15 protein-coding genes and 1 pseudogene are annotated in these 14,519 nt (G+C 34.8%); 12 read left to right on the top strand and 4 right to left on the bottom strand.

From position 1 onward, the window contains the following. Nucleotides 1–78: 78 nt before the first annotated feature. From Q0N70_RS08480 to Q0N70_RS08465, 4 genes are all read right to left on the bottom strand, one after another. On the bottom strand, nucleotides 79–855 hold the full coding sequence (locus Q0N70_RS08480) for a DUF4469 domain-containing protein (RefSeq protein WP_294015815.1): 777 nt from the start codon (nucleotides 853–855) through the stop codon (nucleotides 79–81). A gap of 211 nt (nucleotides 856–1,066) precedes the next feature. Beyond that, nucleotides 1,067–1,747 (bottom strand): ImmA/IrrE family metallo-endopeptidase, encoded by a 681-nt coding sequence (locus Q0N70_RS08475; protein ID WP_294015813.1) that lies wholly within the window; start codon nucleotides 1,745–1,747, stop codon nucleotides 1,067–1,069. Then, nucleotides 1,734–2,090 carry a helix-turn-helix transcriptional regulator gene (locus Q0N70_RS08470; RefSeq protein ID WP_294015811.1) on the bottom strand — a complete coding sequence of 119 codons (357 nt, stop codon included), beginning with the start codon at nucleotides 2,088–2,090 and terminating at the stop codon, nucleotides 1,734–1,736. Before Q0N70_RS08470 ends, Q0N70_RS08475 begins: the two co-directional genes overlap by 14 nt. A gap of 399 nt (nucleotides 2,091–2,489) precedes the next feature. Next, nucleotides 2,490–2,804, bottom strand: a complete 315-nt coding sequence (locus Q0N70_RS08465) for a helix-turn-helix transcriptional regulator (protein WP_294015809.1) — start codon at nucleotides 2,802–2,804, stop codon at nucleotides 2,490–2,492. A gap of 89 nt (nucleotides 2,805–2,893) precedes the next feature. On the opposite strand from Q0N70_RS08465, the gene Q0N70_RS08460 reads away from it, so the two are divergent. From Q0N70_RS08460 to Q0N70_RS08405, 12 genes and pseudogenes are all read left to right on the top strand, one after another. Beyond that, on the top strand, nucleotides 2,894–3,316 hold the full coding sequence (locus tag Q0N70_RS08460; RefSeq protein WP_294015807.1) for a hypothetical protein: 423 nt from the start codon (nucleotides 2,894–2,896) through the stop codon (nucleotides 3,314–3,316). Between the two features lie 2 nt (nucleotides 3,317–3,318). Next, nucleotides 3,319–4,830: an MATE family efflux transporter gene (locus tag Q0N70_RS08455; RefSeq protein WP_294015805.1), complete on the top strand. Its 1,512-nt coding sequence runs from the start codon at nucleotides 3,319–3,321 to the stop codon at nucleotides 4,828–4,830. Continuing rightward, a complete protein-coding gene (locus Q0N70_RS08450) occupies nucleotides 4,827–5,663 on the top strand; it encodes a hypothetical protein (RefSeq protein ID WP_294015803.1) in 837 nt (278 codons plus the stop codon). The genes Q0N70_RS08455 and Q0N70_RS08450 overlap by 4 nt, the downstream gene beginning before the upstream one ends. Before the next feature lie 18 nt (nucleotides 5,664–5,681). Next, on the top strand, nucleotides 5,682–7,799 hold the full coding sequence (locus tag Q0N70_RS08445) for a polysaccharide pyruvyl transferase family protein (RefSeq protein WP_294015801.1): 2,118 nt from the start codon (nucleotides 5,682–5,684) through the stop codon (nucleotides 7,797–7,799). A gap of 3 nt (nucleotides 7,800–7,802) precedes the next feature. Next, a complete protein-coding gene (locus Q0N70_RS08440) occupies nucleotides 7,803–8,819 on the top strand; it encodes a glycosyltransferase family 2 protein (RefSeq protein WP_294015799.1) in 1,017 nt (338 codons plus the stop codon). Next, nucleotides 8,816–10,255: a hypothetical protein gene (locus Q0N70_RS08435; RefSeq protein WP_294015797.1), complete on the top strand. Its 1,440-nt coding sequence runs from the start codon at nucleotides 8,816–8,818 to the stop codon at nucleotides 10,253–10,255. Before Q0N70_RS08440 ends, Q0N70_RS08435 begins: the two co-directional genes overlap by 4 nt. Then, nucleotides 10,256–11,062, top strand: a complete 807-nt coding sequence (locus Q0N70_RS08430) for a hypothetical protein (RefSeq protein WP_294015795.1) — start codon at nucleotides 10,256–10,258, stop codon at nucleotides 11,060–11,062. Beyond that, a complete protein-coding gene (locus tag Q0N70_RS08425) occupies nucleotides 11,055–11,846 on the top strand; it encodes a hypothetical protein (RefSeq protein ID WP_294015793.1) in 792 nt (263 codons plus the stop codon). Before Q0N70_RS08430 ends, Q0N70_RS08425 begins: the two co-directional genes overlap by 8 nt. A 15-nt stretch (nucleotides 11,847–11,861) precedes the next feature. Continuing rightward, a pseudogene (locus tag Q0N70_RS08420) lies at nucleotides 11,862–12,155 on the top strand (glycosyltransferase); the annotation flags it as partial. After that, entirely contained in the window at nucleotides 12,152–13,171 is a 1,020-nt protein-coding gene (locus Q0N70_RS08415) for an EpsG family protein (RefSeq protein ID WP_294015791.1), read from the top strand. The pseudogene Q0N70_RS08420 and the gene Q0N70_RS08415, both read left to right, overlap by 4 nt. Continuing rightward, on the top strand, nucleotides 13,168–14,049 hold the full coding sequence (locus Q0N70_RS08410; protein WP_294015789.1) for a glycosyltransferase: 882 nt from the start codon (nucleotides 13,168–13,170) through the stop codon (nucleotides 14,047–14,049). The genes Q0N70_RS08415 and Q0N70_RS08410 overlap by 4 nt, the downstream gene beginning before the upstream one ends. Continuing rightward, nucleotides 14,046–14,471, top strand: coding sequence for a glycosyltransferase (locus Q0N70_RS08405; RefSeq protein ID WP_294015787.1), 426 nt, complete (start codon nucleotides 14,046–14,048; stop codon nucleotides 14,469–14,471). The genes Q0N70_RS08410 and Q0N70_RS08405 overlap by 4 nt, the downstream gene beginning before the upstream one ends. Nucleotides 14,472–14,519: the final 48 nt, after the last annotated feature.

Below are 14,519 nucleotides of genomic sequence, written 5' to 3'. Positions count from 1 at the left end.
TTAGAGATTGTCGTATCAAGTACGACAATGACATTTTCAGTTTATTGGACATCATCCTCAGCTTTTTTTCACTTCCATTTAAGCTGAAACCACCGAAATTGGATTCTTGCTTATAGATGTTTTTAGACTGCTAGTTGTCCTTGAGCCCCAGCTGCTTGCAGTTCGAACTACAATGAACCATTTTGATTCTGCTTTTGCATCCTCTGGCAATAAAAACGACAAATCCTTTGGAAAATTTCTGAAAAGCCTTGAAACTTTCTTCCAGTTCTCTTCATTTTCATCAATTTTTCCGGATTCAAGGGCAGGAGCAAAAAAGACTCCTGTCGCATCATTGTTTCCTGCAATTTTCAATCTTTCACCGGAAATTTTCATTCCTCCGCCTTCAGTTATTTCAAATCCGTTTTTATTAGTAGAAAGATCAGTGAAACTTGCTATGGAAGGTGATGTTTCTGCTTTTTCAAGAGAGTCGATTTCAATATCAGAAACAGAGAACTTTGCAGTTTTTGAAGGAGTAAAGCCGACACCGAATGCAGGGACATCTTCTGCTGTCGGATTTTCTGATTCAATGCTGCCTTTGGAAGTAAGATATAAAGTTCCAAGGTCGAACAAATTCAATCCTTCTCCGTTTTGCAGTTTTTCAAGCATTGCTATCTTGAATTCAGTTGCTACCGTTCTTATGATATTTTCAGAAATCAATGGATTGTTTTTGTGAACTGCTGCAATTATATTTTCAAGAGTTGCAGTATTGCGGTTTACTGTGGCGAATTGTTTTTCACCATCGATTATGTGGCTTTTTCTTACCGTTACATTTACTGTTTTTGTAGAGCCAGTATGCTCTGTAATAAGTTCTGCCATAGGGCATTACCTCTTATTAAAAAATTTTCTTGACTCGGACAGTCTTTTCACGGTAACATTAGTAATACTATTAGTCGTACCGTGAGTATGTGCTAGCCGCCGTTTTTCAGTACCAGTGAAAAGCGGCTATTTTTTTGCGGAAAGTTCCGAAGTTTCCGCACTAGTCTTAAATTGCCTCCAAATTCATTGTTTTTCTTCTATATCGTTAATGCTAAAATCCTTCTGCTGTCCATCTGTCTCGTTTTGCCTGCATTTCATATTCATCTTGCAGATCTAATTTTCGTATCTTTGGGCAAACTGAATCAATAAACTTTTTGAAAGTAAAGTTTACAAGATGTTCATCAAATTCTTTTTCTTCATTTGAGCGTAAAAAACTTGGATAGCTTTTTAGTGTCTTGAATCGGATTTCCGCTGCCTTTGCAGATATTCCAAAGACTTTTTGAATTTCTTTGGCATCCATTTTTTTGCCGCGTTTTTCAAGCTCTTTTATTACTGGCTCTGGCATAAGCATTTCTGCGGCAAAGAAATTTGCCTCAACTTCTTGCTTGTTGTAAAGCTCTTTATTTTTCTCGCCGGTGTTTAAATCATGATTGCTTTCATAATGAAAAAGCTCGTGAAGTATTGAAAACTTTGAATGTGCGGGCGGCTTTGTTTCATCATAAAAAACTGTATAGCGTCCGTTTTGTTCATATAATTCTGCTGATTCGCTTTTAAAATATATTCGTGGAAAGCCATGTTTTTCTGCCCAGTCAAATGAATGAAGCTCCAAGTCTGAAAAATCTTCAAGAATTTTTGAAGTTTTCAGTGGAAATGTTGTTCCAAGTGGCAGTTTTACAAGTTTTTCGTGGGCAGCAATATAAGATTTCTTGAAGTCTGGTTTACAAGTCGCCATGGTCCTCCTTTTCATCTTCTTCCCAAATCTTGCCAAATAGCAGCTTCATTGCAGCATCGGCTTTTTCAAGGTCAGAATCATTTAGTTTTTTCAGGTTTCGCTGAATAGAATTTAATTTCATATTTGCATCCTTAAAGTTGAAATTTCCTAAAAGCTCGTCAGTTGAAACTTCAAAAAATTTTGCGAGCCTCAAAAGTGCATCCTGCCGTGGAACAGTGCCGTTGTTTTCCCACATGTTAACGCGACTTTTTGTTACACCAACAGCATTTGCAAGCTGCTCCATTGTAAGATTTTTTCCCTCCCTTAACTTTCTTACTTTTTCTTTGAAAAAAGTGTTACCCATTAACCATTCACCCTTGCACTTTATGTGTGCTCTTTAATTAAAAAACTCTGTAGTCCTTTATGAAAATTCTTTTGTATTTGTGCAATTAAAAAGAATTTTTGATATGATAAATATACTTCTAAAAAAAACGTTTGTCAAGCTTTTAAAATGTTTTTGTGCAAAATAATTGCACTTTTTTTGTTTTGCTTGTTTCAGAAAAAAATCCGTGCCGCGGATATGTGCAAGTCCGCATGACGGATATGATTACGTCCGTGCCACGGATATGTACGTGTCCGCTATGCGGATGTGTGAATGTCCGTGATGCGGACTAAAATAGAGTTTATTCTTGAAAAAATTTATAGCATTTTAGCATGGTAAAAAGATTGAAAAGGTAAATTGATTTTTTTGCTTATCAAAAATCTATTTTATTTTAATAAATTCCTCATGAATCTTTTTTACAACAGAAGAAGTGATATTTTGTTCTAATAATGACAAATTTGTTTTTTCTTGATTACTGGCATCAACATTTTCTTCAAAAAGCTGATTGTAGGAAATATTCAGTGCGGCCGCGATGTTTTGGACAACTTCCAGAGATGCGGATTTTCTTCCAAGTTCAATTTGCGTCATAAAAGGAACTGAAATTCCTGATTTTTCCGCCAAATCAGCCTGTGTCCAGCCGAATTCCTTTCTTATTTTCCTAATGTTGCTTCCCAAAACAAATAGAATGTCTGTCATTGAAATAATTATGTTGCTATCAGCAATACTTGAAAATTATCCATTAGCAATATATAATATTGAAAATAGCAATACTAGGAGATTTTGTTTTGACCCGATACGCCATTCTTTGCGGCTGTGCGCCAGACGGATTCACACAGAAAAAAATAAATGGAATGTACGATTTTCTCACAAGTGATGCCGGCGGCTCTTGGGCGGAAAAAGATATTGTGATTTTCCCGAGCGGCGTGAGCGAGGCGATGCTTTCTTTTGTGCTTGAGCGGCTCGAAGCGGAAAAAACTGAACAAATTCTTCTATATGTATGCACTTTGTCGCCTGTTGTGGACAGTGATAAATCTGTGTGGCTTGGTGGAGAGGAAATTAGAAAAAGCTTGATTGAGGCGTTCTGTGAGGATGGGCACGGTCAGGTGATTTATGACTGCGGTGGGGAAATGGTGAGGGATGAAGAGAGGGATTTGGAAAGCCAGTCTGTTTTTGTGCCGACTTTTCAAAATTTTAGAGGTTCTTTATAAGAATGTCAAATACTTCTCGCATTGCCAAAAACACACTCGCTCTTTATTTCCGTCAAATTCTAATAATGCTAGTGTCGCTGTACACGGTGCGCGTCGTGCTGAACACGCTCGGTGCGGATGATTATGGAATTTACAATGTTGTTGCCGGCGTGGTTGTTCTGTTCAGTTTTGTGAACAATGCGATGGCGGCAAGTGTCCAAAGGTTCCTGAATTTCTATCTTGGAAAGAATGACACGGAAAAAACTCGGAATGTTTATTCGGCAAGCCTTGTGATTCACGGAATTATCTGCCTGATTTTTGTTGCTCTTGCTGAAACTTTCGGGCTTTGGTTTGTGAATGCAAAATTGAATATTCCAGTTGAACGGAACAGTGCCGCTTTCTGGTGCTATCAGGCTGCGGTTATCACAACTCTGGCGAACATAATGCGTGTGCCGTACAACGCTGTGATTATCGCCTACGAAAAGATGAGTTTTTTTGCAGGATTGAGCATTGTTGAGGCTGTGTTAAAACTTGTTGTTGTATTTCTTTTAAAAATTACACCGTTGGACAAGCTTATCTTTTACTCGTTTCTGCTTGCTGCGGTTTCATTCATCATTCTTGCTGTGTATAAGTTTTACTGCAACAGAAATTTTGAGATTGCTCATTATAAAAAAGTTCAGGACAAAGGATTGGGAAAAGAGCTTGTCTCGTTCAGCGGATGGAGTCTCTTTGGTGCTGTCGCGAATGTGGCGAACACTCAGGGAACGAATATTGTCCTGAATATTTTCACGAACGTGGTCGTGAATGCCGCAATGGGAATCGCAAACCAGGTGAATGCCGCCGTTTACAGTTTTGTCAGCAATTTTCAGACAGCGTTCAATCCGCAGCTGGTAAAAAGCTATGCGGCTGGAGAAAAGGAAGAATTTCAGAGGCTTGTAAGCCGCTCGGCGAAATTTTCATTTTATCTTCTTTGGCTGATTGTTCTTCCGGTTTATGCAAACTGCGATTTTCTGCTTTCGCTTTGGCTAAAGAACGTTCCCCAATATTCGGTCGGATTCGTCCGTCTTGTCCTGATTTTTCCGCTTATAGAATCGCTCAACGGGCCACTTTGGATTTCTATTCAGGCGACGGGAAAAATCCGCGCTTATCAGATTATAATCGGCATGATAAACATTCTGAACCTGCCGCTCTCGGTCGCCGCGTTCTGTCTTGGAGCAAACCCGTACTGGATTCTTTACATAAGAATCGCCTTGAACTGTTTTGCGTTCGCGATACGTGTCCTGCTTTCAAGAAAATATTTTGCCCTGTCAGCCCGCCTGTTTTTGCGCGGTTCAGTTTTGATTCCGGTTCTTATAGCGGCGGTTTCAGCTTTTGCAACTTTTCTTTGCGGAAAATTGATTTCAGGAAGCCTCCCCCAGTTTTTTGCGACTTGCGCCGTGTCTGCCGTGGCTTCAGGAACCCTGATTTTCTTTGTCGGAATGAAAGCCGCTGAAAGAAACATAGTCATCGAAAAATTCAGGAGAGGAAGAAAATGAAAAAGCGGATTTTATTTTTAGCCCTTTTTGCCGTTTCTTTTAATCTCTTTGCGCTCCAGAAAATTCATTTCTCTGTTGACGACGTAATAGGCTGCTTTGAGAATCTTACAAGAAACGAGAACAGATATGATTCCGCTTTTGACGAGCCGTTTTTAGCCTATATAAAATCGCTCCACGAAAAATACAACGCGAGAGTGTCGCTCTACTGCTTTTACGAAAAAGAAGGCTTTTCGCTTGCGGACTGCACAGAAAAATTTGCGGATGAGTTCAAGGAATCTTCCGGCTGGCTTAAATTCGGCTTCCATGCAGAAAAATCTGCAAAAGGCAATACTTTTGACGGGGGGGGGTACGGGATGTTTGTGAGCCAGATTGAGCGCATAACTGGAGCTTTTGACTGCATAACGCGGACGGTGCGGCTTGACTATTTTTCAGGCGACAAGAGATTCGTGGAAAGCATTTCAGATGGAAACACAGAATGCGGAATCCGGCAGCTTTTATGCGCAGACAGCAGCAGCCGTGATTCTTATTATCTGGATTCAGTTCAAAAAAGAGAGCTTAACAAAAACGAGATGCTTTTTGCGGACAATCTGGCTTTTGTAAAGACAGACTTTCGCTTTGACGATATAAAAAATTTCAAGAAACTGTTTTCAGAAAACAAGGATGAGAGCGAGGTTGTCGTCTTTACTCACGAGTGGCTCTTGGAGCCTGCAAGGCGGAGAAATGCTCTCAGGTATTTTCTTCAGCTTTTGAATTCAAGAAAAATTAAATGCAACATAGACAAATTCTTTAAATATTACAAAGACAAAAACTGCGAGTATGTTTTTGAGTTTTGAAGCCAAGGGAGAAAAATCATGGAAAAGATTAAGAGATTTATAACGTGCGGAGTTCCAACTTTTGCCTGCAATTTTCGGTGTTCATATTGCTATGTCGGGCAACATCAAGGAGCTTATAAAGGCGGTGTAAAAGATTTTTCTGTTTCTCCAAAAGAAGTGGCAGAGTTTTTCTCGCCAGAACGTACAGGCGGACTTTGCTATTTCAATCTTTGCGCATTAGGCGAAACTTTTTTGCATCCACAGCTTATTCCACTTGTTTATGAGTTTACAAAAGAAGGTCATTACTGCGATGTGATTACGAACGGAATGCTCTCAAATAAAATTGAAGAACTGATTTCTGCACTTGATGAAAATCAGAGAAAACGCCTTTTCTTGAAATTTTCGTTCCATTATCTTCAGCTAAAAGAACGAAATTTGTTGGAAACGTTTATTTCGAATGTAAACAAAGCAAAGAGTGCTGGTGTTTCTTTTACAGTTGAAATAACTCCGCATGACGAGCTTATTCCATATATTGACGAAATTAAAAATGTTTCGCTTAAAAACTTTGGTGCTTTGCCGCACATTACAGTTGCAAGAAATGAGGCAACAAAAAAAATTGAGATTCTTTCAAAACTTTCAAGAAAGGACTATAAAAAAACTTGGCGGGTTTTTGATTCTGCGTTGTTTGATTTTAAGTTTGATATTTTTAATCAGAAACGCAAGGAATTTTGCTATGCTGGACAAAACAGCCTTTCTGTGAATCTTGCCGACGGAAGTTATTCTCAATGCTACTGCGGAAAACAGCTTGGATTTATTACGGAAATTGAAAAACCGATTAACTTTGAGCCAATCGGAAAATGCTCGCTTCCGCATTGCTTTAATGGTCATGCTTTTCTTGCGTACGGCAACATTCCAAATTTAAAAACACCGACTTACGCAGAGGAACGAGATAGAACCACTCAAGCTGGCGAGCATTGGCTTAACAAGGACTGCCGTGATTTTTTCTCTACAAAAACATGCGACAGCAACGTGCAGTTTTCATCAGAAGAAGAAAAGAGATTTTTGCATAAAAAGATAATTCAAGATTTTCCTCTGAATAAAGCTATAAGAAAACTAAAGAGAATAAAAAGGTCATTTTTAGAGAAGCTGGAAACACAAAAAGGAGAAAAAGATTTTGAAAAAGCAATCGCTTCTTTTAGCAACAGGAAAAATAAGATTCTGCTTTTGATGCCTACAAACTATGGCAATATCGGCGACCTTTTTATCTGTGAAGCGGAAAAACTTTTGATAAAAAAATATTTTCCCGAAACAGAAGTTGATGAGCTTCTGACAAAATGGCTTCCGTTGAACTGCATAAAGAAACTTTCGCAGATAATTGACAACTACAGACTGATTGCAATTACTGGCGGAGGATTTTTAGGTTCATTGTGGGAAGAAAATGAAAATATTGCACGCGAAGTTTATAAGAATTTTTCGGACAAAAAAATTGTGATATTTCCGCAGACAATTTATTACAGAAATAATTATGTTCCGCCAAGCACGCTTGCTCTTTATAAGAATTGCAAAAATCTTACGGCTTTTGTGCGCGACAATTCCTATAATTGGGTGAAAAATGAACTTTTGAAAAGCACGCCAGCAAATGTATTCAATGTTCCTGATATTGCTCTTTCTATGAATTATTCCAATCCGAACAATAATCGGAACGGAATTCTCTGTGTTCTTAGAAATGACAAGGAAAATATTACAGGTGATGATTTTAAAATTTACATAAGTAATCTTTGTGATGAATTAAATGAAAAAGTAGCAATGTATGACACTGTTTTTCCTTATTTTATAAAATCCGGTGAGCGTAAAAAATTTGCGGAAGAAAAACTAGAGCCGTTTTTGCATTCAAGGCTTGTAATTACAAACAGGCTTCATGGAATGATTCTTTCTGTTGTTACAGGAACTCCATGCATTGCGCTTGATAATATAAGCAAAAAGATAAGCGGAACTTACAATTTGTGGCTAAAGAATAATGAAAATGTTTTCTTTGCGAAATCTGAAAAGGACATAACAAAAGATGTCTTGCAGAAAATGCTTTCAAAGCCGTCTTATAGTTATGCTCCTGAACAGTTTGAAAGCTATTGGAATCAGATAGCGGAATCTTTGAGGTGAGCTATGAGCAATGAAATTTCTATATCTGTCCTGATTCCTGTTTACAACGTTGCGGACAAAGTTGAAAAATGCCTTTCGTCTTTGTTTGAAAATGACATTATAGAAAAATGTGAAGTAATTGTTGTGAATGACTGCTCAACTGACAATTCTCTTGATGTCATAGAAGATTTTATGCGGAAAAATCCGTCCTGCAAAATTAAGCTTATAAATCATAAGAAAAATATGGGGCTTGCCTGTGCTAGAATTACTGCATTCTCCGCTGCAAAAGGCGACTATATAATCTGCGTAGACAGCGATGACTGGGTTGAAAAAACTTATCTTTCAGATTTGTACAATCTGGCGATTCAAACAAATGCGGATATTGTCGGCTGTGATGCTTACATTGATTTTCCGAATGGAGAGCAAATTATAAGCCATGAAAGCCTTTCTGAAATCGGAGGGGAATGCATCAAAAATATTTTTATGAACAAGACACATGGTTACTTGTGGATAAAAATGTTCAGGCGGAAACTTGCTTTAGAGAACAATGTAGCTTGGATTCCCAATATAAATATGCTTGAGGATATAGTTTTTGATGTCCAGCTTTTCCATTCTGCTCAAAAAATTTCGTATATAGAAAAGCCTTTGTATCACTATGTGCAGAACAATGGTTCATATATGAATTCTAAAGTGGATTTGAACAAGGCGGAACAGCTTGTTTCGGCAATGGATTTCATTCAGAACTTCCTTTTAAGCAAAAATGACAATGAGCTTTTGGAATCTCTTAAAATCGAAAAACTTTACACAAAATTAATCATTTTGTTTGGCGGCACAAAAGAAGTCAGACGTAAATACATAAGCATATGGAAAGATTGTAATAGCAAATTGAAAGAACTGAATGGGAATGTAAATTTTTTTATAAAAACGATTCTAAGTGTCTCTGGAAAAAGCGAAAAGCTGGCAGGAATTTTATTGGAGTCATATTTGGTGGCGGCGAATTTATATAGAAAAATGCGGAAAGTACTGGGGATAAGACTATGAATTTACTTAATATGGTTAAAAAAATAAATAATAAGAAAAAAAATAGTTTCTCTTTCTTTTCATTTTGTTCATATATATTTACTTTCTATTTTTTTGTATCAACTATTGTGGTACTTGGTATTATAGTTTGTGATTATCTGCAACTTCCTTTTTCAAAAAATGTTGTTGAATTTCTAAAAGCAAAAGAAAATTCATTAAAAACTGAAAAATTACAGAATTTACAAAATATTTATACAGCATTTTTTGTTGGATTTATTGCTGCTTATTTTACAGTTTTAAGCATTTTTTTAGGAAGAAAGAAAAAGCTTGGCTTTAAAACTTGTTTGAAATATATTGCAAAAACTAACTGTTTGCATTGGAATGTAACAATCTTATTTATAAATTTCTTTCTAATAGAATTTTCTTTTCCTGTCTTTAATTATTCACCATTTGTTGAATTATATACAGAAGATGCAATCTTACAAATTTTATTGAGTTTTTCAATTAGCATTTACAATATGACTTATATGGAGGATGAGAAAAAGGCTTCAGAACTTCTTGGAAATTATTTAAACAATAAAAACAATAAAGATTTTTTTGAGTGTTACAATAATTTTGTCGCAAAAAGTTTTCCTAAGGAAAAATTTTCTATTTATTTAAATGCTTTTGATTATAGAAAAGATAAAAATAAACTTTTTCTTGAATTAACTAAAAAAATTCCTGATATAAAAAATAGTAAAGCACATGATTTAGAAGGATTTATTTCTATTTTAATACAAGAGTTGTATGATTTATTTGCTTTAACTCGAAATTCCACAGAAATAGATTTTAATTCTGTGCAAGATTGTTATAATTTTTTATATGGACTGATTTTACAATATTCATATCTAGATAATGCAGATAAAGCGTACCTTTTGGAAGTAAGAGAGCCACTTTATCTCTTTATTGAAAATCGCATAGAAAAAAACAATATTTCAAAAGAAATTGAAGACTTAGTTGATGCTATGCTCAATAACTTCAAACAAATACTTATAGTTTCATTTTATCATCGGAAAGCAGATGTTGTTAATCAAGAAATAAGTGCATTTCTAGAAATGAAATTACCTTTGCAACTGAAAAATTTTTCATCAAAAATTATAAACAAACATACGAAATATACCATGGATTTAATAACATGGATTTTTAATCTTTTACAATTCAAAAAACTTGATAAAGTTTATCTGTCATATATTCCAAGTATGCTAGACATTTTTGAATATGATAGTATTACGATTTTTGACGTAGATTCTGAACTGTATGACGAGGGTATAAATTCTGGTGTTTGGCATACCAATATATATAATCGAAATTATTATATTGCAATGTTGTTACTTTATTGTAAAGTTACTTCAAAGTACTCTGCAGAAAAACTTATAAAAAAATTTAAATATATAGATTTTCGCGATGAAAAAAATTAATTGGCATATAAAAATATTCTTTCAAGCTTAAATAACGTTATAAAAGCTGATTTTGTTGCAATTCTTCCAGAGTATGTCTCTGATTTTGAAAAAGCAAAGACTGCACTTAGTCAAATGCTTTCTGAAATAATAAAAAATCTTGAAAAAACTAGAATAAAAAGACTACATAGTGAAATTGACTACGAAAAAGTAAAAAATGCTTTGAATAAACAAAAACAAGATTTTATCAATATGTTTTCAAATTTTACAGATAAATCTGAAGAATTTGAAGATTTAAGTCCTTTGAAGTTTGAGATAGGAATTTCATGGCGAGAAATAATAAATGATAATTCTATGCAATTTTACAGAAATGATTATTTTCCAATTTTTCAAGAAATGCTTTTAAATATTTATGTGAATAATAAAGAACAATTGAATATAAAAGAAATAGAAACTTTTTCAGATTTGCCTTGTGGTGATGGCGAAACTATTTTTATACCATCTAAGTTATATAATGAGTTGTATAGATTTAAAAATTTTGATTTATCAAATTCTTCAATTCATTTGAAACAAAAAGATTATAAACTCAAAAATATTTCAATAAACATTGATTTTTTAATTTTAAATTCAGACCTGACGAAATGCTTCTCAAAGCCTTTTTTGAACGATACTGATTCAAAAATAAAAGAAAATGAAATGATGGATGATTTCTTCTTTAAGATTTTTGTTTTTGTAATTTTCTCGCAGAATAAAAAAATAGAATTTCCTGCATATAAAATTATTGAGTTAGAAAAATTGATAAATAGTAATGGTGAAAACAATGGTTAAGAAGATTAATATGACAACAAATAAATCAATCTGCTTTATCTTGCCGGGCTATTCTTACAAAGCTCTTGGCGGATACAAAATAACATATGAGTATGCAAACCGGCTTGCAGAATGTGGATACAGAATGACAGTTTTCTATCCTCAGTTTTCAAAGAACTGTCACTATTCGCTTTATGGAACTTCGGCAGGATTTTACAGAATCCTAAAATTTCTTGTAGCACGCATTCTTAGAATACGCTGGTTTCCGCTGAAAAACGTAAAAGAGATTTTGCGGCTTAGTTACAGCAAGAAAGTATTAAGCCGTTTTGATGTTCTTATTGCCACTTCCATTGACACGGCATTCAATCTGCATTCGCTTGGCTTGGACGAATCGAAGTCCTGTATCTATCTGATACAGGACTTCGAGAACTGGAAGCCATTTCTCGAATCCCATGTTTTTGAAAGCTATAAATTTCCGATGAAAAAGATTGCTATAACTCCGTGGATTTTGGAAAAAGTTCAGTCTTGCGGAGAAAATGCAACTTTAATTTACAATGGATTGGATTTTTCATACTTTTCACTTTCTAAAAAAATTGAGGAGCGAAATCCTCTTGAAATTTGCGTGATGTACTATGAACGAAGCACAAAGCGTTTTGAAGATTCTGCCGCCGCGCTGGAAATTGTCCATAAAAAGTATCCGAATCTTCACGTTAATGTTTTTGGGGTTTTCAAAAATCCTGGAACTTTTCCGGAATATTTTACTTATTTCAAAAGTCCAGACCGCAAGCTTCATAATCAGATTTAAAACAATTCTGCTGTTTACGTTGCTGCGAGCGAAAGCGAAGGCTTCGGTCTTACTGTTGCAGAATCGATGATTTGCGGCTGTGCGGTTGCCTGTACAAATAACGGCGGATTTGCCTCAATGGTTACGGACGGCGAAACGGGATTATTGTCGCCTGTTTATGATGTGAATGTGCTTGCTCAAAATATCATCAAACTGATTGAAAATAAGGACTTACGCATAAAACTTGCAAAAGCTGGAAATGAGAATATCAAAAAATTCAACTGGGAAACTGCACTCGAAAAATTCGTGAACGTAATTGAGGAAAAATGATGAAATTTCTGGCTTCGCGAATAAAAACGAATTTCATAAAAAAACGCCTCTTCTTAGATTATTTAGTCTACTTTGGAATAATTTCATTGCTATTCGCATATTTTTCCTCGTCAAGATTTTTTGGAACAGGTGCGGACTACAACGGATATTTGGCAATATTTTATGGAGATGAGCCGACAGAGCCTGCATTCCGGCTTTTAAAAGTCATAAATAATTTTGTGAACAGCGGAACTGTAACTTTTGCTTTTGTGTATTTTGTCTGTGCTTTTGCTGGATTGTATTTAAAGGGAATGCTTTTCAAAAGATATTCTGCTTCATTTATACTTTCAATTCTTCTTTATCTTCCAACAATTTATTTTTTGCACGAATACACACAAATCCGTGCTGCAATCGGGCTTGGTATTTGCTTTCTATCTGTTGATGAAATTAGAAACAGAAATTTTAAGAAATTTGCCGCAAGAATTCTTATTGCAATGTGTTTCCATTATTCGAGCGTGATAATGTTTCTTGTTTATTTTTACTGCAATTTTTTCAAAAAGCAAAAACGCTATTTACAGATTTTATGGCTTTCGTTTTTTCTCTGTATTTTCTTAAACAAAGTATTTGGTGGTCGAACCTTAATTGAAGTTTTGGGAGGCAATATATTCGCCAAAATGTTTTTTGCAAGAAAATTAGGACCTTCTTCAATGAACGGTTTTTCGATTTTCAACATTGGATATTTGATAATTTTGCTTATAAATACAGTTTATTACTTTGTTTATCACGGTTTCCCAGAAAAGAAAGTTGAATTTACAATTTTTCAACTAAGTTCGCTTTCTTCTGTTATGTTTTATCTGCTTTATAATTTTGGGTTTTCTGTTGTTGCATTCAGATTTTCAGAATTTTTTATTCCATTTCTTTTTATTGTGATTCCAAATATTGTAAAGAAATTCAAAGAGAAATTTCTGCTTATGCCGTTTGTGCTTTTTGTTGTTGCATATTTTGTAAAAACTTACTTAAAGGCGGTGTTTGCATGAAAAATCTGAATCTTTGCGCTGTTGTAGTCTGGTTCAATCCTCAATCGCTTGAAAAGCCTGTTTCAAATGTTAATTCCTATTCAAAGTTTTTGCATAAGGTATATATTGTTGATAATTCTGAGTGCGACAATTCAAATATTGCAAAAGAAATTCAAAATGCAGTTTACATTCCGCTTAAAAAAAATACAGGAATTGCAAACGCCTTGAATGTAGGTTGTGAACTGGCAATAAAGGACGGTTTTGAATTTTGCATGACAATGGATCAAGACTCTGTTTGGGAAGAAACGGAACTAAAAAAATACATCGAAAAAATCTCGGAAAATAAAAATGAATTTCAAAATTTTTCACCTGTACTGAAATATTCATCACTTTATTCTTTTACAGAAAATCTGAAACATTTACTTTTCCACTCAAAACAAAAAGAGTTTTTTGACTTTCAGTTTTCTGACCGTTGGATTACAAGCGGAAGTGTATTGAATCTGAACGTTTGGGAAGAACTTGGAAAATTCAATACTGAACTTTTTATTGATGAAGTTGATTTTGATTATTGCGCGCGCTTTTCCGAAAGAGGTTTCAAGAATCTTTGTTTGTCCGATGTAATTTTGAATCATAATCTTGGAGCACAGAAAAAAGTTTTGTTTATAAATTACGGAGCGCATTCGGATTTTAGGCTTTACTATCAAATAAGAAATTTGCTTTATATGTGCCGTGTTTATCCTGCTTACACATATAAATATAAATATAAATGCAACCTCATAAAATTAACTTTAAAGATTATTCTTTTGCATCCTTTAAAAATCGTTTCTTACTTACGACTTTACAAAAAAGCGGTTTTGGATTCAAAAAAAATATTCGCATTTGAGGCTGAAAAAAAATGAACATTTCCGCCATAATCGTAACCTATAATCCGAATCTTTCTCAGCTACAAAAATGCGTTTCTTCACTTTTGCCGCAGGTTGAAAAAATTATAATTGTAAAAAACAGCTCAGAAAAACTTGATTTTTCAGAATTTCAGAATGAAAAAATTATTCAGATTCAGCTTGAAAAAAACTTCGGAATTGCTTATGCGCAGAACCGTGGAATTGAAAAAGCGATTGCCGAGGGTGCGGAGTGGGTTTTGCTTTCTGATCAGGATACAGTTTTTCCAGAAAATTATGTTTCCAATTTTGAAAAGAAAATAAAAATATTTGGCAAAAATAAAATCTATGCGCCGACTTTTTTTAATGAAGTAAAAAAACAGAATGAGCCAGTTTCTGTTTCAATGTCAAAATCTGTTATTCCGTCGGGAAATGAGGTTTAAGCTAAGCCCTTTGTCCAGACATTTTGTCTGAAAAATAACGAATTTTAT

Source organism: uncultured Treponema sp., from assembly GCF_945873775.1.
Classification (GTDB): domain Bacteria; phylum Spirochaetota; class Spirochaetia; order Treponematales; family Treponemataceae; genus Treponema_D.
Note: the sequence above shows the minus strand (reverse complement) of the source record. Positions and strands in the feature narration are given on the sequence as shown.

Bases quoted from the DNA above. Each gene is read 5' to 3' on its own strand.
- Q0N70_RS08480 (WP_294015815.1), bottom strand. From the start codon at position 855: ATGGCAGAACTTATTACAGAGCATACTGGCTCTACAAAAACAGTAAAT.
- Q0N70_RS08475 (WP_294015813.1), bottom strand. From the start codon at position 1,747: ATGGCGACTTGTAAACCAGACTTCAAGAAATCTTATATTGCTGCCCAC.
- Q0N70_RS08470 (WP_294015811.1), bottom strand. From the start codon at position 2,090: ATGGGTAACACTTTTTTCAAAGAAAAAGTAAGAAAGTTAAGGGAGGGA.
- Q0N70_RS08465 (WP_294015809.1), bottom strand. From the start codon at position 2,804: ATGACAGACATTCTATTTGTTTTGGGAAGCAACATTAGGAAAATAAGA.
- Q0N70_RS08455 (WP_294015805.1), top strand. From the start codon at position 3,319: ATGTCAAATACTTCTCGCATTGCCAAAAACACACTCGCTCTTTATTTC.
- Q0N70_RS08450 (WP_294015803.1), top strand. From the start codon at position 4,827: ATGAAAAAGCGGATTTTATTTTTAGCCCTTTTTGCCGTTTCTTTTAAT.
- Q0N70_RS08445 (WP_294015801.1), top strand. From the start codon at position 5,682: ATGGAAAAGATTAAGAGATTTATAACGTGCGGAGTTCCAACTTTTGCC.
- Q0N70_RS08440 (WP_294015799.1), top strand. From the start codon at position 7,803: ATGAGCAATGAAATTTCTATATCTGTCCTGATTCCTGTTTACAACGTT.
- Q0N70_RS08435 (WP_294015797.1), top strand. From the start codon at position 8,816: ATGAATTTACTTAATATGGTTAAAAAAATAAATAATAAGAAAAAAAAT.
- Q0N70_RS08425 (WP_294015793.1), top strand. From the start codon at position 11,055: ATGGTTAAGAAGATTAATATGACAACAAATAAATCAATCTGCTTTATC.
- Q0N70_RS08415 (WP_294015791.1), top strand. From the start codon at position 12,152: ATGATGAAATTTCTGGCTTCGCGAATAAAAACGAATTTCATAAAAAAA.
- Q0N70_RS08410 (WP_294015789.1), top strand. From the start codon at position 13,168: ATGAAAAATCTGAATCTTTGCGCTGTTGTAGTCTGGTTCAATCCTCAA.
- Q0N70_RS08405 (WP_294015787.1), top strand. From the start codon at position 14,046: ATGAACATTTCCGCCATAATCGTAACCTATAATCCGAATCTTTCTCAG.